Source organism: Vampirovibrio sp. (assembly GCF_041737375.1).
Taxonomy (GTDB): Bacteria; Cyanobacteriota; Vampirovibrionia; order Vampirovibrionales; family Vampirovibrionaceae; genus Vampirovibrio.
On the sequence record NZ_JBGSRV010000010.1, the window covers coordinates 471,526 to 497,722 of the forward strand.

22 protein-coding genes are annotated in these 26,197 nt (G+C 49.9%); 6 read left to right on the forward strand and 16 right to left on the reverse strand.

Translation table 11 applies throughout. From position 1 onward, the window contains the following. The first annotated feature begins 1 nt into the window (after position 1). Positions 2-1,108, forward strand: coding sequence for a DUF3326 domain-containing protein (locus ACEW81_RS07200; RefSeq protein WP_373532290.1), 1,107 nt, complete (start codon positions 2-4; stop codon positions 1,106-1,108). A 22-nt stretch (positions 1,109-1,130) separates the two neighbouring features. Here the strand turns inward: ACEW81_RS07200 and ACEW81_RS07205 are convergent, their stop codons facing one another. Further along, entirely contained in the window at positions 1,131-2,837 is a 1,707-nt protein-coding gene (locus ACEW81_RS07205; protein ID WP_373532291.1) for a tetratricopeptide repeat protein, read from the reverse strand. Positions 2,838-3,462: 625 nt separating this feature from the next. Here ACEW81_RS07205 and ACEW81_RS07210 point away from each other — a divergent pair. After that, positions 3,463-4,329: an alpha/beta hydrolase gene (locus tag ACEW81_RS07210; protein ID WP_373532292.1), complete on the forward strand. Its 867-nt coding sequence runs from the start codon at positions 3,463-3,465 to the stop codon at positions 4,327-4,329. 15 nt (positions 4,330-4,344) lie between these two features. On the opposite strand, the gene ACEW81_RS07215 is transcribed toward ACEW81_RS07210, so the two are convergent. Then, complete coding sequence (locus ACEW81_RS07215; RefSeq protein ID WP_373532293.1) at positions 4,345-5,115, reverse strand: ABC transporter permease; 771 nt, start codon at positions 5,113-5,115, stop codon at positions 4,345-4,347. Then, positions 5,112-6,143, reverse strand: a complete 1,032-nt coding sequence (locus tag ACEW81_RS07220; RefSeq protein ID WP_373532294.1) for an ABC transporter ATP-binding protein — start codon at positions 6,141-6,143, stop codon at positions 5,112-5,114. The genes ACEW81_RS07215 and ACEW81_RS07220 overlap by 4 nt, the downstream gene beginning before the upstream one ends. A 653-nt stretch (positions 6,144-6,796) precedes the next feature. Here ACEW81_RS07220 and ACEW81_RS07225 point away from each other — a divergent pair. Beyond that, positions 6,797-8,161 (forward strand): HD domain-containing phosphohydrolase, encoded by a 1,365-nt coding sequence (locus ACEW81_RS07225; RefSeq protein ID WP_373532295.1) that lies wholly within the window; start codon positions 6,797-6,799, stop codon positions 8,159-8,161. On the opposite strand, the gene ACEW81_RS07230 is transcribed toward ACEW81_RS07225, so the two are convergent. Both ACEW81_RS07230 and ACEW81_RS07235 read right to left on the reverse strand, forming a co-directional pair. Next, positions 8,083-8,892, reverse strand: a complete 810-nt coding sequence (locus ACEW81_RS07230) for a lipoate--protein ligase family protein (protein ID WP_373532296.1) — start codon at positions 8,890-8,892, stop codon at positions 8,083-8,085. The genes ACEW81_RS07225 and ACEW81_RS07230 overlap by 79 nt on opposite strands. A 63-nt stretch (positions 8,893-8,955) precedes the next feature. Beyond that, positions 8,956-9,165: a hypothetical protein gene (locus ACEW81_RS07235; RefSeq protein WP_373532297.1), complete on the reverse strand. Its 210-nt coding sequence runs from the start codon at positions 9,163-9,165 to the stop codon at positions 8,956-8,958. Between the two features lie 366 nt (positions 9,166-9,531). Here ACEW81_RS07235 and ACEW81_RS07240 point away from each other — a divergent pair, with 366 nt between their 5' ends. Both ACEW81_RS07240 and ACEW81_RS07245 read left to right on the forward strand, forming a co-directional pair. Beyond that, positions 9,532-10,122 carry a hypothetical protein gene (locus ACEW81_RS07240; RefSeq protein ID WP_373532298.1) on the forward strand — a complete coding sequence of 197 codons (591 nt, stop codon included), beginning with the start codon at positions 9,532-9,534 and terminating at the stop codon, positions 10,120-10,122. A 312-nt stretch (positions 10,123-10,434) separates the two neighbouring features. Beyond that, a complete protein-coding gene (locus tag ACEW81_RS07245; protein WP_373532299.1) occupies positions 10,435-13,188 on the forward strand; it encodes a M16 family metallopeptidase in 2,754 nt (917 codons plus the stop codon). A 154-nt stretch (positions 13,189-13,342) separates the two neighbouring features. Here the strand turns inward: ACEW81_RS07245 and ACEW81_RS07250 are convergent, their stop codons facing one another. After that, positions 13,343-13,672, reverse strand: a complete 330-nt coding sequence (locus ACEW81_RS07250) for a hypothetical protein (protein ID WP_373532300.1) — start codon at positions 13,670-13,672, stop codon at positions 13,343-13,345. Between the two features lie 296 nt (positions 13,673-13,968). Here ACEW81_RS07250 and trmFO point away from each other — a divergent pair, with 296 nt between their 5' ends. After that, positions 13,969-15,357: a methylenetetrahydrofolate--tRNA-(uracil(54)-C(5))-methyltransferase (FADH(2)-oxidizing) TrmFO gene (trmFO, locus tag ACEW81_RS07255; RefSeq protein ID WP_373532301.1), complete on the forward strand. Its 1,389-nt coding sequence runs from the start codon at positions 13,969-13,971 to the stop codon at positions 15,355-15,357. A gap of 97 nt (positions 15,358-15,454) precedes the next feature. Here the strand turns inward: trmFO and ACEW81_RS07260 are convergent, their stop codons facing one another. From ACEW81_RS07260 to ACEW81_RS07305, 10 genes are all read right to left on the reverse strand, one after another. Then, a complete protein-coding gene (locus ACEW81_RS07260) occupies positions 15,455-17,041 on the reverse strand; it encodes an NADH-quinone oxidoreductase subunit N (protein WP_373532302.1) in 1,587 nt (528 codons plus the stop codon). Between the two features lies 1 nt (position 17,042). Next, positions 17,043-18,665, reverse strand: coding sequence for a complex I subunit 4 family protein (locus tag ACEW81_RS07265; RefSeq protein WP_373532303.1), 1,623 nt, complete (start codon positions 18,663-18,665; stop codon positions 17,043-17,045). Positions 18,666-18,689: 24 nt separating this feature from the next. Continuing rightward, on the reverse strand, positions 18,690-20,666 hold the full coding sequence (nuoL, locus tag ACEW81_RS07270) for an NADH-quinone oxidoreductase subunit L (protein ID WP_373532304.1): 1,977 nt from the start codon (positions 20,664-20,666) through the stop codon (positions 18,690-18,692). An 18-nt stretch (positions 20,667-20,684) separates the two neighbouring features. After that, entirely contained in the window at positions 20,685-21,014 is a 330-nt protein-coding gene (gene nuoK, locus ACEW81_RS07275) for an NADH-quinone oxidoreductase subunit NuoK (protein ID WP_373532305.1), read from the reverse strand. Between the two features lie 21 nt (positions 21,015-21,035). Further along, complete coding sequence (locus tag ACEW81_RS07280; RefSeq protein WP_373532306.1) at positions 21,036-21,734, reverse strand: NADH-quinone oxidoreductase subunit J; 699 nt, start codon at positions 21,732-21,734, stop codon at positions 21,036-21,038. Positions 21,735-21,871: 137 nt separating this feature from the next. After that, positions 21,872-22,372 (reverse strand): NuoI/complex I 23 kDa subunit family protein, encoded by a 501-nt coding sequence (locus tag ACEW81_RS07285; protein WP_373532307.1) that lies wholly within the window; start codon positions 22,370-22,372, stop codon positions 21,872-21,874. Beyond that, positions 22,369-23,673 carry an NADH-quinone oxidoreductase subunit NuoH gene (gene nuoH / locus ACEW81_RS07290; protein WP_373532308.1) on the reverse strand — a complete coding sequence of 435 codons (1,305 nt, stop codon included), beginning with the start codon at positions 23,671-23,673 and terminating at the stop codon, positions 22,369-22,371. Before nuoH ends, ACEW81_RS07285 begins: the two co-directional genes overlap by 4 nt. Further along, positions 23,674-24,924, reverse strand: a complete 1,251-nt coding sequence (locus ACEW81_RS07295) for an NADH-quinone oxidoreductase subunit D (RefSeq protein ID WP_373532309.1) — start codon at positions 24,922-24,924, stop codon at positions 23,674-23,676. It lies immediately after the preceding gene. Between the two features lie 14 nt (positions 24,925-24,938). After that, entirely contained in the window at positions 24,939-25,505 is a 567-nt protein-coding gene (locus tag ACEW81_RS07300) for an NADH-quinone oxidoreductase subunit C (RefSeq protein WP_373532310.1), read from the reverse strand. Beyond that, on the reverse strand, positions 25,462-26,187 hold the full coding sequence (locus ACEW81_RS07305; protein WP_373532311.1) for an NADH-quinone oxidoreductase subunit B: 726 nt from the start codon (positions 26,185-26,187) through the stop codon (positions 25,462-25,464). Before ACEW81_RS07305 ends, ACEW81_RS07300 begins: the two co-directional genes overlap by 44 nt. Between the last annotated feature and the right edge of the window lie 10 nt (positions 26,188-26,197).

Here is a 26,197-nt window from a genome sequence, read left to right on the forward strand (position 1 = left end):
AATGCACCCGGTTCTCCAAAAGCCCTTTGTGGTGGGCATGATTGTGCCAACCGGAGTAGGCGCTTCCATTGGCGGCTTTGCCGGGGATGCCACCCCTTTTCTCAACCTGCTGGCCAGCGTTAGCGATGTGTTAATTACCCATCCCAACGTGGCCAACGCCGCCGTGTTTCAAAAGCTACCGGCCAATGCCCTGTATGTGGAGGGTTACGGGCTGGATCAGTTTGTGCGAGGCCAATGGGCCTTGCGTCCCGCTCAGCGCCAGCGGCTGGGGGTGGTCATGGATGCGGGCATGTCGGATGAAATGCGGATTTTGCACATCAACACCATCAACGCCGTTAAAAGTGTGTATGGGGTGGATATTGTGGGCTATACCTACACCCATGAGCCGATCCAAACCGGCTGCCAGATGACGGAGTCCGGCTGCTCGTCCGGTTTTCTGAAAAACCCGGCCACCCTTCTGGAAGCTTGCCAGCGACTTCAAACACAAGGCGCTACCGCCATTGCCCTGTGCATGCTGCTTCCCGAGCTGGCGGAAGATGAGGAATCGCTGGAATCGGCCTACCGCACCGGCGGGGGGGTGGACCCCATTGGCGGTATTGAAGGCATTCTTTCCCATCTGGTGGTGTCCGAATTGGGCATTCCTTGCGCCAATGCCCCGGTTTTTGAGTGGGAAAAGGCCAAGCCGGTGCTGGATGAAATACTGGATCCTCGTACAGCGGCAGAATTTATTGCCCCCACCTTTTTGCCCTGTGTGCTTACCGGGCTAGCCCAAGCACCCAACATGCGGCCCATTGCCCAAGCCAGCGAAAAAGATCTCACCATTGCCGATCTCTCAGCGCTGGTGGTGCCTGCCAATGCCTTGGGCGGACAACCCGTGTTGGCCGCCTTGCAATATGGCATTCCTGTGCTGGCGGTAGAAGCCAATCAAACCGTGTTATCGGTGGACAACAGCCACTTTAAAGCCTTGCCCGCAAAGCGTCAGGGGTTAATTCGCCGGGTTCACTCCTACGAGGAAGCGGCTGGCCTGCTACAAGCCATGCGACTGGGCTTAACCCTGGATAAAAATCCGGTGCCCCATCTGTCAGGACAGCCTGCTATCGCCTTATAAACACGGCATCACGTCCCTCCATTCAGGCCTGAAACAAGTGTTCCAGTCGATCCTGAATTTCGGTGTCGGCCAGTTCTCGGTTGTCTGCGTTCAAAGTCAGTGCCTGGGTGTAGCCTTTGGCGGCCTCTGCGGTCTGTCCCAGCGCTTCCCGCACACGGGCCACATTGAAGCAGGCCAGCGTGTAATCGGGCTTTTGCTGGTAGGCCTTTTCAAACATTTGCAAGGCCATATCAAGCTGACACTTCTCATCCAGATAAATGACACCCAGATTGTTGTAGGCAATGGGGTTTTCCGGTTTCAAAGCCAACGCCCGGTTGTAAGCGGCAATGGCCTCATCGTTCTTATCCATTTGCCATAACAAATAGCCCAAATAATTGTGGCATTCGGCGTTATTGGGTTCTACCCCCAAAATATACTGGTAGGTTTTAATGGCCGCTTCAAAATTGCCTTGCTCGGTGTACACATCGCCCAGCATGCTCAAGCAATCTAAATCCCCCGGATCCAGTTGTGCGGCATACTGAAACACCCCGGCGGCGGCATCCAAATCGTGCTTGACCTGGTAATAAATGGTGCCCAGCGTTTGAGCCACGGTAGCGGTCCAAACCGGATCTTTGCCCAGTTTAATGGCGATTTGATACTCCTGAATGGCCCCGTCATAGTCATTCAGCTTGAATAACACATACGCCATATTGCTATGAATAAAGGCGTTTTTGGGGTGCTGATTCAGAAGTTCTTTATAGTAGTACAGGGCGCGCATGTACTCGGCCCCATCGCTATAAACCTGAGCCAGGGTATATAAGGTGTCAAAATCGGCGGCATCGGCTTCTACGGCTTTTTCCAAACTACGCACCGCGTTGGCGGAATCTTTACACTCATGATAAGCGTGGCCCAACTTTTTGTGCAGCACCGCATTGTCGGGATCCAGCTCCTGAGCCCGTGTATAGCAATACAGCGCCCCGTCCAGATTGTCTCGCTCTGCGTGCAAATCGCCCAGTAGGTGATGAAAAATAGGCTCTTGCGGCATTTGAACCGCTGCCCACCGATACAAACCAGAAACCACAGCACTCAAGCCCACGGCTTTCAACATTCGAGCGGTTCCCAGCAGGCTAAAAATTTTAAAATCGGCCAAAAACGCTTCCCGCATCAGAGTAAATGCGTTGTGATCGCCGGGCAGTTGACAGCAGCCAATCAAAAAGTGTCTTAAGCCCTCACCCGTCAAGCCAAGCCGCCACAGCCGGGGCATTTCGTAGCCATACCGGGCTTGTTTCAACAAAGTGGCACCCAGCGCCATTTTGGCCTTGGCAGAACTTTGACCTTTTGCCGCTTTGGCAATGGCCTGCCTAAAGTGATGACTGGCCTCTTCCAAACGACCAGACCGGCGCAGGAAGTAGCCTTTGAACAAGTGAGCCTCGCTAAAGTCGGGATTCAATGTCAGCCCGGTATCACAGTACTCCATGGCCAGCTCCAGAGAAATCGCCCCGCGATCCCACAAGGCCGAAGCCAGCTTGATGTGCGCTTCTGGCAGGCCAGGGTTCATATCCAGCGCCTGACGGTAGTTGGTAATCGCCAAATCTAAATCCCGTTTCACGGTGCGAGTGAGATAATCGTTATAATGCCGGTTGCCCACCGTCAGGAAATGCTCGGCGGAAACTTGCCGGGTAGCGCTCAACTCTGGTAAACGAGCTAAAGAAAACGACTGCCACTTAGATTCGGGGTGCGATTGACTCATAACTCACTCTGCGCCTTCTGGTTACGAACGGAACAACTGACCCATCCTTTATATAGAGATGGAACTGTAAAATCCCGGCCTGGGGCTTCATAAAAACCCCCTGCGGAAAAAGGGGAGGGCAAAATCCATTCACCCAATGCTCTGTCCATAGAGCTTCCGTATAATGGCTTTCGGCAACAAGTTACAAAACTTTACTGTTTTTTGACAGATTTTTTGAAAATTCAAAAGTTTTAATGACAAAGCAATCACTAAGCAGATATAATCCACCTTTGCTGGCCAAAACCTGATGACAGGAAGGCAAAGCAAAAGTTTTCTCAGGTTCAAGCTACATTGAACAGGATGCTTACTTTTTCGCTTTAAACAACGCTTTAAACAAAATGGGTTAGCTGGGGGACATAGGGGAGGGAATATTACGATGCTTGCCGTTTCATCGAGAACACAATTCGGGCTGCCGCCATCGGCTTTGCCAATCACAAAACAATCCAGATCAACCACTGGGCCGTGCGCTTCTAGCCCCCGGTTTCAGGGCAGGCTACTGGGCTGGGAGGCTGAGGCCGCAAACAACCCACAGAAACATCAACCATCAGGCTGGGGGGCCTTCATTTGTAACCGAATACAAGGGGTTATGACAGGCTTATTGGGGCTGGTACCCCAGCAAACCCTGCAAACTCTGGAATCCAGAAACCTGTTTGCCGGACATTATATGCCAGACCTGAAAACCTCGGTGGCGGAAGCAAAAAAAGCCCATCCAGAAATGCAGGCCATGCTGGATACCGTGGAAGAAGTCCAGATTCCCAACCTGGAAAATCCGCTGGCCCAAAGTTACGGCTGGTACATTCCAGCCAAAGACCATAAGCCCACCGTATTACACGCCATGGGCAACAAATCTTCGCTCACCAGTATGTTGCGCTATCAACCCCTCACCGATGAGGGCTTTGGCTTTATGGCCTATGAATATCCCGGCTATGGCCGCACACTGGGCAAGCCAAGCGAGGAGCGCCTTTATCAATCGGCGGTAGCGGCCAGCCAGTTTTTAAGCCAACAAAAGGGCATTCCACTGGAAAATCAGATTTTTCACGGCGTTTCTCTGGGCGGAGCCGTCACCACCGAGTTGGCCAGCCGCAACGGTGGAGGTAAGGCGGTCATTCTGGAATCCACCATGACCAGCTTCCCGGATGTGGCCAAAGTCAAGGTGGAAAGCTACGCCCCTGCCTGGCTGATGCCTTTGCACAAAATTACGTTTAGCCAAATGACCTCTTTGGATAAAATGCCTGCCATCAAAGCGCCCTTGCTGGTATTACATGGCGCCAAAGACAGCATGATGCCCAAACAGTTTGCCGAAAAACTGCTGGAAAACGCCCGAACCCCGAATCATCAGAAAAAACTGGTCATTTTTAAAAGTCAGGGCCACAATATTGATACCGGCTACTCCGTCCCGGTGATTCGTCAGTTTTTGCGGGAGCTTTCTTCAGCGCCTAAAGCAGAGCCTTGAGCCTTATTCAAAAGCCTATTCCGAGAGCGTCTCTTTGAACAGCCAGGTAGCGCCCACAAAACTGATTATGGCAAAGGCCCACATAATCAGCAGGTAGCGGGATTCAATGTGATTGTGCAGCAAAATATCGCGTCCGCCCTCAAAGGCGGCCGTAGTGGGCAACCAGTTAATGATGGGTCGCAACCAGTCCGGCAACGCGGTAATGGGAAAAAACAGGCCCCCTAAATACAACAGGGGCGTAATAAAAATGGTCTGAGACTGGGCAATATGATCGGGCTTGGGAAACGAGGTACCCACCACGCTACCCATGCAAGTAAAGAAAATACAGCCCGGAAAAACCAGTAAAAAATACAGCGGCAACGCTTGCCACTGAATGGTTACCGGCGAAAACAGGAGCAAAATCAGCCCCACAATGGCCCCTTTAATCAGCGCCACCAGAAACCCACCCAAAATTTCACCCATAATAATGTCGGTGGTATAAATGGGCTTAATGCGGTATTCGTCCAGCATTTTCTGGTGCCAGCGATCCATCCAGAGTCCCCATGCCCCGGTGCGATAGGCTTCCAGCAGAATGGTCATGGTGATCAGGCCCGGGGTGAGGAACGCCATGTAAGACACCCCGTTCACATCGGAGATGTAGCCCTTTAACCCCAGCCCAAAAGCCAGAAAAAAAGTAAAGGGAATGGCCATGGTGTTAATCGATTCGTTCAGCCAGCCTTGGGCTTCCTGCTGCAATACCTTTTTGGCAATGGGCAATACCCCCCGCCGAAAATAAACCAGTTTCATTCGGGTTGCTCCTTCCACTGGCCAGAACCCGCTTTAAAGGTGGCCATGGATTGGCCCGCCACGGTCAGATACACCGTTTCCAAATCGGCCTGAGCCAAGCCCAATGATTTTAAATCCTGAGGAACAATCTGGGCCATCAGGGCGTTCAAATCCTCCCGGCGGCCCAAGCGGAAACGCAAGGCGTTGCGATCCAGAAGGGTGACCTCCGAAATCCAGGGGGCCAGCTTTTGTTGGTACAAGTCAGCCAATGGCTCATTGAGAAACAGCTCATACACATCGGGCGGAGAAATTCTGGATTTCAGCGCCTGAGGGGTGCCCACCATGACCACTTCTCCGTAGTTTAAAATCATAATCTGATCGCTGAGGCGATCCGCTTCTTCCATATAATGGGTGGTCAAAATAACGGTGGTTTCCTGCTTCAATCCCTGAATGGTTTCCCAGATTTCCAAACGGGCCGCCGGGTCCAGCCCTGTGGAAGGTTCATCCAGAAACAACAGTTTGGGCCGATGAATGAGGGCCCGAATCAAGGCCACCCGCCGCTGCATTCCCCCCGAAAAATGATCCAGATAATCGTGCCTGCGCTCGTAAAGGCCCACTTGCTCTAGTAGTTCTTGCAAGCGCTTTTCATACACCGGTTTTTCCAACCCGTGTAACTGGGCATGCAGCACCAGGTTTTGCCAAACGCTCAGGTAACGATCAAAATGATTATCCTGAGCCACAATGCCAATCAGCTGGCGAATCCGGGTATCCTGACGGCCAAGCTCAAAGCCTTCTATGTGGGCCATCCCGGAGGTGGGACGCATAATGGTGGTTAACAGGCGAAGCAGCGTGGTTTTTCCGGCCCCATTGGGCCCCAGAATGGCGAACACTTTTTCCCGCTCCACATCGAAACTCACGCCCTTTAAGGCTTCCACCCCGCCGCCTTTTCCCTTAAAGCGCTTGGAAAGCCCTTGCACCCGAATGGCCTGATTCAAGGTTTCACCATCAGGAAGCGGGGCCAAAACGTTTGTTTCAAAGGGATTCAACACAGCTTTACTCTTTTTCTTATCGTGAGTTTCTAGCGTAGCGATTCCCGCCTACGCTGGCAAGCCCTATTCCATTTCAAACCATCCATACCAGAGCGCAACCCACCAAACATTAAGCGCGCTTAACAATTTAAAACGTTTGATATATCAATATCAGACAAAAAAATTTAAAAACAAAATAAAAGAGGCCCGCACAAGATATCCACTGTAAACGTTTATGCTAGTAAGCCAAGGTACAGCGCATCACATCCAGTTTTTAAGTTGGGATAGCACCGGGGTTTGCACAACAAAAGCATCTAAAAAATCCACACCCAATCGTATTGACAGATTTGAGGGAAAAGAACAATTAGACCATCGCTGAGGTTAAGACTTGAGCGGCAATCCTTTGGTGTGAGTCAGCTCAGCGCCGATTCAACCGATTCATTTTTTTGCTTGAGGGGTTAAATCAATCATGCCTGGCCAATTTGGCCGGGCTTTTTTTTGAAGCGCTTTGCATAAACCCACCCTAAAATTGGAAAACCGGTAAAATGTTGTAACCAACCTGTGAACTTTTTCTAAAGAGTTGGCCTGCCATGCCGATACCTTAGACAGGCAGCAAAACCACCATCCCTTATGGTTAGGCCCAAGCGTATCAAATCACCAGGAGCGTGAATCCGTTGGAACATTCCAAAGCCCCCAACACCCCACTTTCTTCCAGCGACCATGCTGGTCGGGACCCCATTGAAGCGATTTATGCCCTCAATATCGGGGATTTTGTGGCTGAAAGCTTTATTTCTGATGAACTGCTCAGTAAAATCACCGACCGTCTGGGAGACAACCCCGGCAAACTGAAAGCCCAGCTGGAAGAGCTGATACATATTTATTCCATTGATAAAACACTGGGCGTTCTGGGGCTTGAGGCCCAATCCGGCTTTCTAATTTATGATTCCATTGCCTCAACGCTGGCCCAGATGTTTCAGGTTAGCGCCTGTCACCTGTTTCAAACCGCCACCAAAGATACCGGCGAACAGTCTCTCAATCTCACCGGCACCTCTTTGGCGCTTGATAAAAAACAGCGCTGGGAAATCATCATTCCCGCCAAAAGCGATAACCTGCTGAGTGATTTGCAACAAGGCTATGAAACCCGCATTTTCCCCGATTTATCCAAAATTCCCAACTGGAAACCCAACGAAAAACTGGCCCAAACCCAAACCCAAACCCAAAGCCTCATGGCCACCCCGTTGCGAGAAGGCGGGAAATCCATGGGCTTGCTAATTTTTGAAACCGATCAGCCCAGCGTTTTTTCAGATGAAATGGCCGATCTGGCAGACATTGCCGCCAAGGTATTTGTAACCGGCATGCGCCTGCAACAATTAGTGGCGGAAGCGCAAGAGCGCATTGGCCAACCCGATCATGCCCTGAGCAAACTGTTGAACATGCGCGCTCAAATTACCGAAAGCATTGCCGATTTAGGCATTCATCAACAGGAATTTGTAGAAGCTTTATCCAAAGCGGTAGACGCCCGCCAGAACTTTACCAAAGGGCATTCCAAAAAAGTAGGGGAACTGGCCAAAGCCATTGCGGAAGCATTGGAGCTGAACGAAAAAACAGTGGATTTGACCTATCTGGCAGGGCTGCTCGGCTCTGTGGGTAAAGTGCATATTCCCCAGGAAATTATTCGTAAAAAAGAAAGCCTTAGCCCAGCGGACTGGGATCACCTGCGGGATCACCCCAACGTGGGGGTCAGCTTGCTGGTTAAAATCAATTTCCTGTCCGAGGTCATTCCCTTTTTACACTCTCAGAACGAGCGTTGGGATGGCTCGGGCGGCCCGGAAAAACTCAAAGGCCGCAGTATTCCCTTGGGGAGCCGAATACTGGCGGTGGCAAACGCCTATTACGCCATGACCCAGGAGCGGCCTTACCGGGGCGAGGCACTCAGCCCAAAAGCGGCCTTAAAAACACTTCAAACCGAGGCTGGCACCAAATGGGACCCCTTGGTGGTGGAAGCGCTTTGCAAAATTTCGGTTGAGGACTGCTCATAACGGGCCTGTAATTCAGCCCAGTTGGGAACCAAAGCCTGAGCCTCCTCCAAGGAAAGCGCTGTTGCCGAGCTTTGGAAATGCTCGGTTGCCGCTTGGCACAGTGCTTTAAACAGCGCGGCTTCATCAATGAGATACCCCTTTAAAAAGGCTGCCCCATGCTGAAGCAGGCCACCTGCTCGACGGAGCTGGGCGCTGCCCGCTATTTTTTGGCCATCCATTGCCACCAAATCCGAGGGGGTATGGGTTTCAAAGCAAACCGGAGAGCGTAAATAATCCCGAGAGCCAACAGCATCGGCAAACCGAACCGGCATCTCCAACCGGGTCAAGGCTCGCTGGGTCAGCCCGGCGTAAAGCGCATAAGCCTCTTTCAAAGGCAGCCGAAGGCTTTCCGGGGCATTGGTAATAAAGGCGTACGAAATGTCATGACCGTGTAAAATGGCCCGCCCCCCGGTAGGACGCCTGACCACCGCATGAACCGGCTCGTTTTGCCCGTAAAACTTCAGCAGGAAATCAATGTCTCTAACTTTTTGATGAACACCCAACGACAAAGTGGGGGCTTGCCACTGATAAGTGCGCACTATCAAAACCGGGCTGGCTTGCGCCCGGACCCACTCTAACAAGCCCTCATCCAGAGCCATGTTATCAATCCCGCTTAAGGGACCGGATTGAAGCGCCAAAATTTGCACAAACACATTCCAGTGCTGATAGTAATGCTGGTATTTTAGCAGCAAGCTTGCACCCCACCTAGCGGGGATTCACTCACCTATTTGCGCTTACCCGTTTTCAAAAATGGATTATTTAAGAGAAGCAATGGCCTTCAAGTGACCTTCATTCAGAGCGGTTTCAAGTCTTTCTACCTGGAGGGCGCTGGCCTTGCGGCAAACAATCTCAAAGGCGTTCTGGGGGGAGTCTCCCCACTTTAAAACCCATCCTTCTTCTGAAATTTCAGCCAAATGGGCGATATTTTTCTGAAGCTCCCAAAGCTTGACTTCGGTTTCGGTCATGGAATCAACCTTCCGTTACTACTATCCAGAGGTTTCACCGATTGATGTTCTTCAGTTTAGCCGATAGCCTGCTAAAACGCCCTCCTTTAAATAGTGAATGTTACATTGATTTACAATCTATAGACATCCAGGATTCATGCCAGGTTTTAAAAGACGGCATTTTAATGTATAAAAATCTTTCAACTTTGATATAACTATTCAAGGTTTTTGCTAGAATGGGTGGAAAGTTTTTCATGCAACCGGATAGGTTAAAGTAATGAGCATTTTCACCACAATCCACACAGGCCAGACACCCGACCAGCACTGTCATCACAACCATCGCCAATGGGTTAGAGTTGAGCATATTGAGCAAGAGGGGAACATTGTATGGTAACCACCACGTCAGAACTTCGAGAACCCACACTGCCCAGCGCGCAGGCAATCAATAGCAGCCAGCGACTGGTTGCGTTTTTAGAAAAAGCCAATCTACACAAAAAAGATTTTGCCGAAATGATCGGCGTGACCTTATCTTACGTTTATAGCCTCATTGATGAGAACATCGCCTTCTCCACCCGCACCACCACCCTGGAACGAGTAGCAGTGGTGATGGAAACCGAGCCGGAAACTTACCCGGAGTACAAACGGCCCGAAGAACCCCGATTGATTGATGCGGGCATTGAATTCCTGAAATCGGTGCAAAGAGAACAGGGCCTGAGCAACGTGCAGTTCCTCAAGCGTTTTCCTCGCAGCCAACGGCTGGAAATTGTGGACATGTGGCGGGGCGCCTTGCCCATGCCGCTGGATTGGGCCAAACTTCACGCCATTGCCAATGTACTGGAACTGGGCAAGGAAGATATCTATCCCTACTGGCAAGCCCGCTTGCAACAGCATTTAACCACAGGCGGCATTGACGCCATGTCTAACATCGGCCTGTTAAACGCCATGTTTCAAGGCATCAAAGCCTATTTGCGGGTATAGCCTCAGTCCAAATTCATTTTAAACATCACAATCAGACCCCGGATTCAAAGCGATCCGGGGTTTCTGATTTTAAAAACTTTTAAACACCCTTTACTGAAAGCCTAGCGGGGGATTTCCGGCTCAACGCACCCCGGTATGGACTCGCCCAAAAGCGGGATAAGTATTATAATCGCACCCAAGAGAGGTTTTGCTTCCCGAGGTTTTATCTCCCAAAGTGGAGCATTTTGTTGTTTTATGCGTCGGATTAATCCGAACCATCCCTACTAAAATCCAATTCATTAGCACCCGATTGCAGAAAGGTTTCTTTTTCGTATGCCAACTAACCTGCCCCCCATGCACCCTGTTCAGCCTCGCAACTTTTTCCGCTTTCCCTTAAAAGGGTTGTTTGGCGCACTGTTGATTGTGAACCAAGCCTTTTTTCTGTCGCCTTTTTCTCTGGCCCAAAGCGTCAGCTCTGCCGTGGAGGAGTACAAACTTCCCACCGGCCAAACCCTTTATATTAAAGAAGATCATAGCCAGCCCATTGTGACCATTGATACCTGGGTAAAAACCGGCTCGGTGAATGAAAATAAAAAAATTAATGGTGTATCGCACTTTCTGGAGCATTTGTTGTTTAAAGGCACCGACCAGTATAAGCCGGGGGTGATTGATCGCATGCTGGAAGCCCGTGGCTCCAGATTTAATGCCGCCACCAGCGATGATTTCACCCACTATTACATCACCATGGCCACCCCTTATTTTGAGGAAACCCTGAAACTACATGCCAACATGATGCTGAATGCGGCCATTCCCAACAGTGAGCTGCCTCAGGAACGCAAAGTGGTACAGGAAGAAATAAACCGGGCCAACGACAACCCGGATCGTCAGCTGTATGTAGAGCTGGCCAAACTAATGTACGGCCAGCATGGCTACAGCTACGATACCTTGGGTCCCAAGGAAAATATCGCCAATATCCCCAGAAAAAGTATTTTGGAGTACTACCACTACTGGTATCAGCCCCAAAACTTTAACACCATTATTGTGGGAGATGTAGACCCTGAAAAGGCAAAGCAGCTGGTCACACAGGCGTTTCCAAAGCCGCCTTTTCAATCCCCCAAGGGCTATAAAGCCCCCAGTGTGGAACTGGTAACCCCGCCCGAGGCCCCCCAAACCAAGGTGATAGAAAACCCCAGCATTTCTCAGGCCTATTTTGCGCTGGGCTTTTTAGGGCCAGCCCAGCAAAAGCCGGAAGATGTTTACGCTCTAGATATTGCCATGCTGGCATTGGGTTCTGGCAAAAGCTCCCGACTGTATCAAGCCTTACGGGAAGTCAAGCCACTGGCCACCAGTGTTTCCTCAGGAAATTACACCCAAAAATACTCCGGCCTGATTGTGATTAACGCTGAATCCAAGCCAGAAAACCGAGAAGCCGTTAAACAGGAAATTCTCAGCCAGCTGCGAACCCTGAAAGAAAAAGGCATCACCCCCGAAGAGCTATTAAAGGCCAAAACCCAGTACATCAAGGACTTTGTGTTTGAAAATGAAAGCACCAACGGCACCGCCTCCAGCATTGGCTATAACGTAACCATTGGTAGCCTGCAAAACTATCTGGATCACGTGAGCAATGTGGAAAAAGTGACGCTAGAGAAAGTGGAAACGGCCCTGAACCAGTACCTCAACTTTGATCAGGCCGTTCTGGTAGAACTACTGCCCAGCAGCTTAAAAGCCAACCTGAAAACAGAGGACGAAACCAACCTGGCGCTTTTAAAAGCAGCGGACCAAAAACCCGCAACGGTTTCCCAAACGCCCAAAAGCACTACGGAAGCGCCAGTGGCGGTTGAAAAAATAACACTGGCCAACGGCATGGTCCTGCTTTCCAAGCCCCGCAAAGATTCCGCCACCGTGGCCTTAAAACTGTTTGTTAAAGGCGGGCAGGGCGTAGAAACCATTCCCGGCACCGCCACTTTGGTCAGTACCCTCATGATGCAGGGAACCCAATCACGCACCGCGGAAGCCCTGAGCCAGGAACTGGAAAGCAAGGGCATGAACCTGAGCGTTTCTACCGATGAGGATTTTATTGAAATTACCGGAACAGCCATTCAGGAAGATTTGGGTGAACTGTTTGCCATTGTAAAAGACGTTTTGAACAACCCGGATTTTGCGCCTGATGAAATTGCCAAAAAGAAGGAGCAAATTCGGCAATCCATTGCGGCCAGCCGAGATAACCCTTCTTCTTTAGCCTTCGAAAACCTGTCCATGGCCCTGTACCCGAACCATCCCTATGGCAATACCGGCAAGCGCATTGAGGCCAATCTGGATCAAATTACCCGGCAGGATTTGCTGGATTATTACCACCTGTACTTCTCGCCTCAAAATATGGTGGTTTCCGCCGTGGGCAATTTTGATTCCCAAACCCTGCAAAACTACCTCAATTCCCTGTATCCAGCTTGCTCAAACTGCGAGCGCAGCGTGATCAGTACCCCTGCGGTTCCGGCGCTGACGCAAAGTAAAACGGTTAGTGAGCAAAAACCTCAGCTATCCGCCACCTGGATTGCCCAGGGCTGGCTAGTGCCACCCATTCGGGATGAAAAAGATTATGTGGCCTTAAAAGTGTTGAACTCTCTGTTGGGAACCGGCATGAGTTCCCGGCTGTTTGTGGATTTACGGGAAAAACAAGGCTTGGCCTACGTGGTAGGCACCATGTACCCCACCCGTGAAGAGCAAAGCCGCTTTGTGGCTTATATCGGCACAGACCCCGGCAATACCAGCAAAGTGCAAAACGGGTTTTCCCAGGAAATCAAACGGTTGCAAAAGGAGCCTGTTACGTCCACAGAGCTTTCGGAAGCCAAAAGCAAACTGATTGGCAGCTTTGCCCTGGCCCATGACAGCAACGTGAATCAGGCTTACTACCTAGGCCTGTATGAAATCATTGGCGCAGGCTATCAATTTGATGATCAATACACAAAACTAATTGAAAAAATAACGCCCGCAGACATTCAACAGGTCGCTCAAACCTATTTCTCAGGCCCCAGCGTAACATCGCTTGTTCAACCCGATAAGGACTCAGCGCCCCAAAAAGGAAAATAAGCGATCAATATATCCCACACATAACACTCTCTAAAGCCTGCCCCAATTCTCCTGCCCAATAAACCAGATTAACTCTGGATTGCGGTTATGACAGACTGATTGATTCGCCAACCGGCCAATCAGTCAGTTTGTTTTTGCCCGCTAAAGCAGTTTATTAGCCGAAGGTCTTAAAGGTTGATTCAATGTTTTTGCTAATTACTTTACGCACGGCTTCAATCTCGGTTTGTACCGCTTCCCGTTGGGTATCCACCCGACGAAGCTGAAGTTCCAGAGATTTATCAATCGACTGAATTGCGGCCACACGAGCCTGTAACAGTTGTGCCTCCGCTGATTCCGGCTCCAGATTTGAACTAATGGTAAACAAAGCGCCAGTAACGTTGGCCAATTGCATTCTAGCCTGGTTAATAAATTGGCCGTTCAGCTCCAAATCGCTTTTTCGAGCGGTTAGCGCCATATATCTTGCTTGACTTGCTGCGAAACCCATAGGTGCTCTCTCCTCCTGTTCATAGCAGAATTAATTCCTGCCTCAGGCAATCCTTTGCTAAACTGTTAATAAATGCGACCCGTTCTCTCGTCTTCTACGTTCTATCCACTGGGAATTTACTATTGAAATAAAAACATTTGAATCGGATTGATTGCCTCAAGACATTCAAAAAGCAATCAAACCGCTTAAAATAGAACCTTTTGCCCTCAAAAAAACATAAAAAGAATATCTTAAAGTAATAAGCCTCACGTCATTAAACTTTATAATCGCAGACACTCACATCGAAGGAAGACCCCGTGCTTGAAACAAAAAAAATCCATATTATTGGCGCAGGCCTGGCAGGCTGTGAAGCAGCCCTTCAACTGGCAAAACGGGGCTTTCAGGTTCTGCTGTATGACATGAAACCTGAAAAAACCTCAGCCGCCCACCACAGTAAATCGCTGGCCGAAATTGTGTGTAGCAACAGCTTTGGTTCATTAATTACGGAAGAAAGCGCATCCGCAAGCGGGTTACTGAAAGCCGAAATGGCCATTCTGGATTGCGAACTCCTAAAAGTAGCCCAACGGGTTTCTGTGCCTGCGGGCAAAGCGCTGGCCGTGGATCGCCAAGCATTTACCCAACAAGTTACGGAACAAATACAGGCCAACCCCCACATTACATTCATCTGTGAAAACGTGGCAGACATTCCCGAAGACGATTGGGTACTGATTGCCACAGGCCCCATGACCTCACCAGAGTTAACCGAATCCATCGCCCGCATTCTGAAACGGGAACAACTGTATTTTTTTGATGCCGCTGCCCCCATCATCAGCAAAGACTCCATTGATTTTGATATCGCTTTTTACCAGGACCGCTACGATGCGGGCGCGGAAGGCAAAACCGAGCAGAGCGGAAGCTACATCAATTGCCCCTTGGACAAAGAAGCCTATGAGGCGCTGGTCGACATTCTGATACACGGAGAAAAAACCGAGCTGAAGTCATTTGAAAAAGAATCTGCCAATTTTTTTGAAAGCTGTATGCCAGTGGAAATCATGGCTTCCAGAGGGGTGCAGACCTTGCGCTACGGCCCCATGAAACCCGTTGGACTGACTGACCCCAAAACCGGACGATGGCCTTATGCCGTGGTGCAGCTACGGCAGGATAACGCTGAAGGCACCCTTTATAACATGGTGGGCTTTCAAACCAACCTGAAGTGGAATGTGCAGAAACAGATGATTCAGCTGATTCCCGGCCTGCAGGAAGCCAATGTGGTTCGCTATGGGGTGATGCACCGAAACACCTATATCCACAGCCCCGAGGTTTTACAACCCACCTTACAACTTAAAGAACATCCCCAAATCCTGCTGGCCGGACAATTAACAGGAACCGAAGGCTACACCGAATCCATCGCCACAGGCATGATGGCAGCCTTCAATATCGCCAGACTGTACCAGAATGCCCCAGCCATCGTCCCCCCTCATGAAACGATGCTGGGTGCCTTATTGCGCTACATCACACGCCCGGAGGCCATTCACCAGAATTTTCAGCCCATCAACAGCAACTGGGGCATTCTCCCCGAATTACCCGAGGGCAGCTTCAAGCGGAAAGACAAAAAAGCCAGAAACAAACTGTACGTGGAACGTAGCCTGAGTCAGCTAAAAGCGTGGATGCCCAGTTTGGAATTGTCGCCTATAAACGTTTCATAGGCTTTTGGCCTTACCCATCAATCACCCCCACAAAAAAAAGAAGCCTTAATCAAAGGCTTCTTTTTTTAAAGTGACGCAATCCGTGCTCGCCGATGTCCTAATGCTGCGATAGGGTCAGGACTCGAACGGGTTTCTTTTCAGCGTGCATTTTTTTGCTTTGAACCACCCCATGGATGGCCAGGTTTGAAAAGGCCATCATCGGCTCGGCAAAAACGCCCAAGGCCACAGTGGCCATCAAGCAGAACATCAAAGCAAAGGAAACCAGGCTTACGGCCCGCTTGTCCGTCCCGTGAGCCGGTAAGGCATCCACGGCATCCGAAGGCTCGGCAATCACCATTAAACGAATGACGTTCAGGTAGTAATACAATGAAATGGTACTGGTTAACAACGCGGTCACCACCAGCCACAAATACTGATTACCAGCATTGCTGACCGCCTGAAACAGGAAAAACTTTCCAAAAAAGCCGGAAGTAATTGGAATGCCTGCCAAGGACAATAGCATAACGCTCAGTACAAAGGTCATCCAGGGGCGCTTACGAATCAATCCGGCATAAGCGGCGATATCAGAGCGGCCCGTTTCATTTTCAAAATGAGTGACCACCGCAAAAGCGCCCAAATTCATAAACAGATAAGTGATCAAGTAATATAGCAGGCTGCTTAGCCCTTCCTGAGTCATGACCACCAACCCTAATAGCATGTAGCCCACATGCGCTACCGTACTGTAAGCCAGTAGGCGCTTGATGTTGTGCTGGGCCAAAGCCACCACGTTTCCAATCACCATAGAGACAATGGAAAGCACGGCCATTAAGCCCGCCCAGTGGGGAAGTTGCGTAAAAACAGTAGAAAACAGACGAATGGCAAAGGCAAAGGCCGCAATTTTGGAAACCACCGACAAAAAGGCAACCACAGGGGTGGGTGAACCTTCATAAACATCCGGTGCCCACATATGGAACGGCGCGGCCGATAGCTTGAAGCAAATGCCACCCACAATCATAACCGTCATAATAGCCAAAACAATGGAGTGAACCTGGCCCATTACTATCGGCAGCTGGTTGCCAATAGCCACCAGATCCAGACTGCCAGTCAGGCCATACAGAATGGAGAATCCAAACAACACGATGGCCGTTGACATGCCGCCGTATAAAAGATACTTCAGACCGGCTTCTGTGCTTAAAACATTGCCCCGTAAATAAGCCACCAACACATAAGAGGAAATACTGAGTGTTTCCAGAGAAACAAAAACCATAATCAGGTCTTTGGCGCCACTCAACATCATGCCACCCAGCAAGGCGCTAAGCAGAAGCACATAAAATTCTCCCGGCACCTCGGCTTTTTTATCAATGTAGGCACGGGTAAACATCAACACCAGCAAGGTGCCAATCACCAACAAGGTGCGCACCACCAGGCTTAACAAATCGGCGGAAAATAAGCCGTTAAACACATCCAGGCTAAAGTAGCGGGGGTCGTTAACGTAATCAATGCTCCAGTGGAAGCACAGCATCACCAAAGTCATCACCAAACCCAGTAAAGAATAACCCCAGAGTTCCTGACGATCTTTGAGGGTGGTGCTAACAGTTAAGCGGTAAACACCCACCAGAATAAAGAAAACCAAAATCATTTCAGGAGCGATTAAGGGCAGGTTCATATCCAGCATAAACTGAACTAATTGATCATAAACGGGCATTTTACTGCTTGGCTCCTGTACTGTGAGTGGACAACAGGGATTTTAGGGTGGGCTTTTGAAGCGCCACATTTTGGGCGTTCAAATCCGCGTAATGTTTATCAGCAATGGCGGTCACATCCGGCTCGAACTCACTGGTAATCAAGCTTGGATAAAGTCCAAAGGCCATTACCAGAAGCGTTAAAGTTAAAAGTACGAAAACTTCACTGCTGGTGGCGTCAGGCAACGAGGTCCAGCGCGCCTGAATAGGGCCAAAGAAGACTCGCTTCAGCATCCACAGCAGATAAGCCGCCCCAATCACCACACCCAAACCGGCGATAAAGGTTAACCCCTGAATAGACAACTCGATTTGAGAGCCAAAGAAAGGGATGGTTTGAAATGCCTTGGAAACGAACGCGCCATAAAACACCAGCGTCTCACTGGCAAAGCTAACCAACAAGGGAAGCCCCAGGCTGGCCATGGACATAAAGAGGAAGAAGTAGAAAATAACAGGGGTCTGGGTACCAAATCCGCCGTAGTCGGCAATGGCCCGAGTGTGCGTACGGTTGTACAAGGTGCCTACACACATAAACAAGGCCGCGCTTACCAAACCGTGAGCGAACATCACGAATACGGCACCGTTAAATCCAATGGCATTCAGTGCAGCCAGCCCCAACAGCACAAAGCCCATATGGCTCACACTACTGTAGGCGATTAACTTTTTCAAATCAGTTTGTACCAAAGCAACACCGGCCGTGTACACAATGTTAATGACGGCCAGCACCGCAATATAAGGGGCCAACACACGGGCGGCATCCGGCAGGAATTCAAAACCGAACCTCAGCATGCCGTAAGCACCCATTTTTAATAGAATACCGGCCAGCATCATACTAATAGGCGTAGGGGCCTCAACGTGAGCGTCTGGCAACCAGGTATGCACCGGAACCACCGGCAACTTCACCGCAAAAGTGGTGAACAGGGCGATAAAAATCAAAACCTGAGCAGTGAGAGGCAGGTTTTGCCCAATGGCATTTTGAATGCTCTGGAATTGAAACAACGTCGTCATATCCGCACCCGGTAAAGAGCGAGCGTGTAAGTAGAGGGCCAAAGTACCGGCCACCAAAAACACAGATCCAAACAAGGTGTACAGTACAAACTTAACCGATGCATAATCTCTTCTAGGCCCACCCCAGATAGCGATTAGCAGGTACATAGGAATCAGCTCCAATTCCCAGAACAAAAAGAACAGGAACATATCTCGGGCCAGAAAAACGCCCAACACCGCGGTGGTAAGCACAAACAGCATGGAGTAATACAGCTTTAAACGCTTATGAATGGAAGTGAAACTGGCAATTGCGGACATCAGCAACAAAAAAGTGGTCAGATAAACCAGCGTCATGGTCAAACCATCGGTCCCCAGAGAATAGGTAATCCCCAAGCTAGGAATCCAGGGAATGACTTCTGCAACGGGGTTTACCAGGCCCATCCAAGCCAACGAGGAGTAAACAAACAGAAGGGCTGCGCCTCCAATTCCCAAAATATGGATATTCCGACCATCTTTTCCTTCAGGGGCCAACAAAATAGGCAGAATTAGCAACACCGGCAGGAAAATCAGAATTGAAAGATAGTGTTCTGTTATAAAATTCACGACCATTAGCTCCTTTAAAGCGCTCTACATCAACCAGTAGAACAACAACAGGGATAAACTCACCACCGAAAAGAACATGATGGCGATGTAAGTTTGAACTTTACCAGACTGCAACTGACGCAACGCGTAGCCAGCCCCCATGACACTACGACCGGTTCCATTCACCAGCGCATCAATGCCACCTTTGTCAAAACCGGCAGATCCACGGGCAAAGGCCAGGTAAATACGATCGACGAAGCACTGATACATTTCATCGAAGTACCACTTGTTGGAAAACAAACTGAAGGCAGCTGAGGTGAAAGGCGCTTTCTTAATGGCCTCGGGAATGGCAGGGGCCACCACATAGAAAAGAACGGCTAAACCCGCGCCAATCAAACCAATCACCAAAGACATCAAACCCACCTCGGAGAAAGCGGCACCCAAGAAGGTATGGGCATGGGCTTCTGCGTGATGCGCACCATAACGAATATAGGAACCGAAAGCAGGCAGCCAGTTTACATCTTGCAGGCCAGCCATCGCCACACCAATCAGGGCAGAAGGAACAGCCAGCACGGCCAAAGGCCATTTCATAGCGGTGTCTTCGTGATGGACATGCGCCTCGCCTCTGTACTTACCCCAGAACGTGAGGAAATAAGTGCGAAACATGTAGAACGAGGTTAAACCAGCCGTAATGGCCAGGTTCCAGTAAATGGCAGGAGAATAAGCCTTGGCGCCCAGCAGGATTTCATCTTTAGACCAAAAACCACTGGTCCAGAACAAACCGGAAATGGCCAGAGTACCCACTAAATAAGCAATGTGCGTAATGGGTAGCTTTTTGGCCAAACCGCCCATTTTACGCATGTCCTGCTCATCTTCGCAGGCGTGAATGACGCTACCGGAACACAGGAATAGCATGGCTTTGAAGAAGGCATGGGTAAACAGGTGGAATAGGCCTGCCGTAAAAGCGCCAACACCCATACCGGCAATCATGAAACCCAGCTGAGACATGGTTGAGTAAGCCAGTGCTTTTTTAATATCGTACTGGGTCAACGCAATGGTAGCGGCAACCACGGCAGACATGGTGCCAATAATGGTCACAAACAACATGGCCGTTTCAGAGGCCTGGAACACCGGGTAAGCACGACCCACCAGATAGACACCGGCCGCAACCATGGTCGCCGCGTGAATCAAGGCGCTAATGGGGGTAGGCCCTTCCATGGCGTCTGGTAACCAGGTATGCAAAGGCAACTGGGCGCTTTTGGCCATAGGCCCCATAAACAACAGAAGGGCAATAATGGTAAATACCGTAGACCCAGCGGCCATTTCAATCTGTGGAACAATGGCAGGCAGTGCGCTGAACGATAAAAAGGCGGCTTCAGGATGACCCAGCACATAAGTATTCCAAAGCGGGAAGCTAAAGAATAGTAAGCCTAAAATACCGAACAGGAACCCAAAGTCACCGACCCGGTTCATCAAAAACGCTTTCATACAAGCAGCCGCAGCGGAAGGCTTGTGGAACCAGAAACCAATCAACAAGTAACTGCTAACGCCTACCAGTTCCCAAAAAATATAAATCTGGAACAAATTGGTACTAAGCACCAGGCCCAACATGGAAAAGTTGAACAAGGCCAGGTACCCGAAAAACTTGGCGTACCCTTTGTCATGGCTCATATAACCGTGGGTATAGCATTGAATCAGGATACTGATAAAGGTGACCACAAAAAGCATCATCACCGACATGGAATCTACCAGATACCCCAGAGACAACTTGAAATCGCCTGTTTGCAGCCAAAGCAGGTTATGCTCCAGCGCTTTCACAGCGTCAGCAGGCTGCTGAAACAACCACTGCACAGCACCCAGGGTATGCAACAACCCCAAAAGAGTGCCAAAAATAGTTAGGCCCGAGCAGATTTCTTTTTTGCTATTGGGTGCAAAAGTTCGAATTACAACAATGAGCAGAAAAGCGATTAGGGGATAGAGGGGAACCGCCCAGATATTCTCGATGTTTGTAAACCAGTCCATGTCGTCAGCTCCAAGCTCTTACCATTTCAACAGGTTAAAATCTTCCATATCCGCAGTGGCGCGGGCCCGGTAAAGGGCAATAACAATCGCAAGGCCCACACTGGCTTCCGCCGCGGAAACCGTTAATACAAAAATAGCGAAAACCTGACCAAGTAGAACTTCGCCAGTTTGCGAATAATTGTTAAAGGCCACCAGATTGATGTTTACCGCGCTCAGCATCAACTCCACCGACATCAGCACCCGAACCACGTTACGACCGGTCAACACGCCGGCCAGTCCAATGGTAAACAAAAGGGTGGCCACAATGATGTAATGGGTCAATCCGATATGAGTTATAAAATCAGGCATTGCTTCAATACACTCCAGAACTTACGGTTGGGGAGAGCCGGTTTTATCGGCTCCGTGGCCAGAGGCTACTTCTTTTAGCGTTGCTACACGCTCAGCTTGCTCAAACTCGCGCTTCACTCTTAAGGCTTCAATGGCGGATTCCGGCGGGGCGCTGCTGGTATCCAACGGCAAACGCACTTCACCCAATAACGCATCATCCGATTCATAAAAACGCTTTTTGGCAATCACAATCGCCCCGATCATGGCGGCTAAAAGCAAGATGGAAGCCAACTCGAAGGGCAGTGCGTACTTATTGAACAGCAACTCTCCCAGCATGGCGGTGCTGCCTTCTGCTGCAAAACGGGCCTGTAAAGCGGGGTTGGGGCCAGCCGACTGCGTTCCTGAAGCCACAAAAGAGGCCCGCAGCAGCAAGGCGAAAACATAGGCAATCACGATGCCATAGGCCACTTTACCTGCCTGACTGGCTTTTTTAGCCTGCATAGGCCGATCGCCGGTAAACATAATGGCAAACAGCATAATAATAGTGAGGCCCACCGCATAAATGATGATTTGGGCAATGGCCAAAAAGTCAGCGTTATTGAGCAGATAAAAACCGGCAATCGACATGAACACGGCAATCAGGCACAAGGCGGCGTAAATATTGCTGCGATTCAGGATGGCTCCCAAGGCAGCCACAATTGAGACGACGGCAAATATCCAGAATATTGCGCTATCTAGCATCTGTAATTACTTCCTTCTACCCTTGCCCTGCCTTCCGACGGGCTGCTGATTCTAGCACTAACTAAAGTTGGTGGCTTTAAAGGCGGCTTACCTTGTCTATCTTAAGGGAAAAAACGCCGCAGGTAAAAACCTTCAGTTTATTTCACCAAGGGATCCAGGCCTCTTATCAATCGCCATTCATCAGAGTCCTCGCCCGACAGCGTCAGGTCTTTCTTATCCAGCACCAACGCTTCTCGAGAATAATCGGCCAACTCAAAATCGGGCAACATTTTAATGCAATCCACCGGACAAACCTCGGTGCAATTGCCGCAAAAAATACAACGGCCCATATCAATAGTAAACATATCAATGATGGGCTTTTTATTCACGTCGCGATGCATTTCAATCTGAATCAGGTCATTACAAGGGCAAACCCGCGCACAGGCTTGGCAGCCCACGCAAAGATCCGTGCCATCCGACTTGGTTAACAGACAAAGCCGCCCGTGAAACCGGGTACTGAGATCGGGCATTACTTCCGGGTATTCCAGCGTAACGGGAGGGCGGAAATAATGACTAAAAACAGTGGCCATCCCTTGTCCGATGGCTTTCAAGCCATCAACCACCCGGTTTTGTTGAACATCGTTATGTTTAGCGCTCATCGGCGGGCTAACCTCGCTTCCAGTTTTTCACTCAGCAGTCGGCTCATCAACAAAAAGAAGAGCCAGAAGATAAAGACAGCAGCCACCACCCAGCCCAACCAAGGCGCCAGAGTCTGGGTATTCAACAGCGGCAAGCTTTGCAGAGCAGGCTTTCCACCCGGCAACATTATATATTTTTCAATGGCAATGGCAAAAATGTTAACCAAAGACAAAGGAATCAGGAATTTCCAGCTAAAGCCCATCAACTGATCCGGCTTAAGGCGAGGTAAGGTGCCCCGAATCCACATGGCCAGAAAAATAAAGGCATAGGTTTTGATCATAAACCAGAACAACATTTCAACCTGCAAACCCAGTTGGGCCAAACCGGTGATATTCGCAACGCCTTGCCCGGTTATCAACTCCATTAAAAAGAAACCGGTAGGGCTGTGATAACCACCCAGGAAAAAAGCGGTGGTAAAGGCACTCATCGCAAACAAAGAGGCATACTCCGCCAAGAAAAACAAGGCGAACTTCATACCGGAATATTCGGTGTTGTAGCCACTCACCAGTTCGCTTTCGGCTTCTGGTAAGTCGAACGGAATCCGGTTCACTTCCGCCAAAGCGGAAATAAAGAAAATAGCCAAAGTGAGCGGGGTGAGCAAAAAGCCGTACCAGTTCCAGAAAGGACCTTGCTGGGCCTGAACGATTTGACTGATATTCATGGAGCCTGTAAACAGAACCACCGCCAAAACGGCCATCACCAAAGGGATTTCATAGCTAATGGCCTGAGCCGCGCTACGCATCCCCCCCAGCAATGAGTATTTATTGTTAGAGGCCCATCCTGCCAGCACCACGCCCACCATTGAAATGGAAGAGATGGCGAATACAAACAAGGCACCTGCGGGCAGCGCAACCGCCAGCAACTGATCGGTAAAAGGAATCAGCCCAAAAAATACGAAAGCGGGCAAAAAGAAAATGGCTGGGGCCATGGTAAACAAAAACTTGTCTTGCCCGGTGACCATAATATCTTCTTTGAACAACAGCTTCAGAGCATCCGCAAACGTTTGCAGCGTACCCCAGGGGCCAACCCGGTTGGGGCCTTTGCGCTGCGTCATCCAGGCCAATACTTTCCGTTCCATCAAAACCAAAAAAGTAACGGAAGTAATGGCAGCGGTCGCAATCAGGGTAAAGATGACCACGGCCCATAAAATTAGCAGCACGGCGCCAAAATCGGCCCAGTTAATGGACAGGCCCAACAAATTACTGACATAGTTCAGAAGTTGGGGCAACCAGGCTGGATAGTCGGTAGGAGTCTGGAACATTTAGCGATCAACCTCCGGCAAAATTACATCCAGGCTACCAAAGATAGCCATCAAATCAGGATACAGGTTACCAATCATCAATTCAGGCAACGCGGACAAGTTGGAAAAAGAGGCGCCTCGCCATTTCATACGATAAGCCTTGGGCGTACCGTCACTAATTACATAGCAGCCCAGCATGCCCCGAGGAGACTCGCACGCGCTGAAGGCCTCACCCGCTGTGGGTTTGTATGTCATCAGGTTGATTTTTTGTCCCTGAATCTGCCAGTCAAAATCCATATCTGGAATGGCCTTGGGATCTTCGCCTTTTTCTTTAGCGGCTTTGCGAGCGGCCTCAATTTCAGCCTGTTTGTCGAGAATATTCTGGGTATCTCCACCCGGAATTTTATCCAGACACTGCTCTACAATGCGGCAAGATTCGCGCATTTCAGCCATTCTGACCAAATAACGATCGTACACGTCGGCATGCTTGCCCACCGGAACATCAAACTCTACTTCATCGTAGCAGGCATAGGAATTGGTTTTCCGCATGTCTTGAGGCACACCGGTTGCCCGCAAGCTAGGCCCGGTTACACCGTATTTCAGGCAAGTTTCAAAATCCATTCTGCCAATACCCACCGTGCGATCCAGAATGATGGGGTTTTGGGTCACGATGGACTCATACTCATCTATGATGGAGGGCATTTTACGCACAAAATCACGACACTGGGCAATCCAGCCCGGTGGTAAATCGGCGTTTACACCGCCAAAACGATAGTAATTGTACATCATGCGAGCGCCCGTCAAATCTTCAAACAGCTTGAAGACCTCCTCCCGCTCCCGGAAGGCGTAAAACAAGGGACTGGTAGCGCCCAAATCCAGCAAAAATGTGCCAAACCACAGTAAATGCGATGTAATGCGGTTCAATTCCATCGTGATCATGCGGATATAATGGACCCGCTTGGGTACTTTTAGGTTGGCGATTTTTTCAATGGCCGTCACAAACACAAAGTGATCGAAAAAGGAGGAAAGGTATTCCACCCGATCCAGCGTGGGCTGGTATTGAAAATAAGAGCGAGATTCGGCCATTTTTTCTTTACTGCGATGCAAGTAGCCGATAACCGGCTCCATGTCTTTCACCACTTCACCGTTCAAAGTGGTGATTAAGCGCAATACACCGTGGGTACTAGGGTGCTGAGGGCCAATGTTAATGACCAGGTCTTCTGTATTCAGACCCTTTTCGGTATGCACTCCTGGAATTTCTGAAATCGTCATAATGTCAGTCGTCCTTACCGTTCATTCCAGACCAGGCGAGGGTCGTCTACTTTATAATCCTTGCGAAGGGGATGCCCCAGCCAATCGTTGGGCATGAGAATACGAGTGAGGTTGGTATGTCCGTCATACTGAATGCCCAACAAGTCATAAGACTCACGCTCATGCCAATCGGCAGCGTGCCAAATGGGCATTAAGCTGGGAGAATGCTCATTTTCGGCGGTGACTTTGAGGGCCAGCGTCTTGGCGGTTTTGGTGGAATACAGATGATAAACCGACTCCAATCGATCTTTCCAATCCACACCAGCACAAGACAAGAGCATATCAAACTGACCTTGATCTCGAATCATTTCAGCTGCCCGAAGCAAATCGGCACAAGCCACATCAATCATTTCGGCCCCGCAAGCATCATTGCCCAAGTGCTTTACCGGGATTTTAGATTTCTCGAGGAGCTGACCCATTTCACCCGCAGGAATAGGCGCGGGCTCAGCCTCTGCCGGAGCGGCAGGCTTGGGGGACGTTGAAGCCTCAGCAGGTGCGCTAGCTACCGGCTTTTTGCTGTTCTCTTTCTGCTCTTCGCTCATGGCGGTACTTCACATTTCCTCTGACTAACGGTATTTTGCCTTCCGATTGCAGCTCATCCATAGGATACGCGTATTTTTGAACACCCCACTTCACGTTGGGCTGCCCGGACTTCGGCAACAAGACTTCACCCGGCCCGATTTCGACCCGGGGCACATGCTCGGCGGCACGTTTTTTACGATCCACAATGGACTCGGTGCGAATTTGCTTTTGCAACTGAATGAGGGCATCCAGCAAGGCTTCTGGACGTGGCGGGCATCCCGGCACGTACACGTTCACCGGAATCAATCGATCCACGCCTCGAACCACGGAATAAGAATCATTCTCATACATACCGCCGGTCACGGTGCAAGCACCCATGGCAATCACGTACTTGGGCTCTGGCATTTGCTCATACAAACGAACCAGAGCGGGCGCCATTTTATGGGTAATGGTGCCTGCGGTAATAATCAAATCCGACTGACGAGGGGTGGCCCGAAACACTTCAGAGCCAAACCGGGAGATATCGTGATTGGAAGCGCCCACGGTCATCATCTCAATACCACAACAAGAGGTGGCAAAGGTCATGGGCCAAACCGAGTTGGAACGCGCCCAGTTGTAAACGGTGTCGATAGTGGTGACCAGAATGCCAGAACTTTCCAGCATATCCTGAATGCCACTTACTACGGTTTCTGTCAATGTCATAGTAGATTGA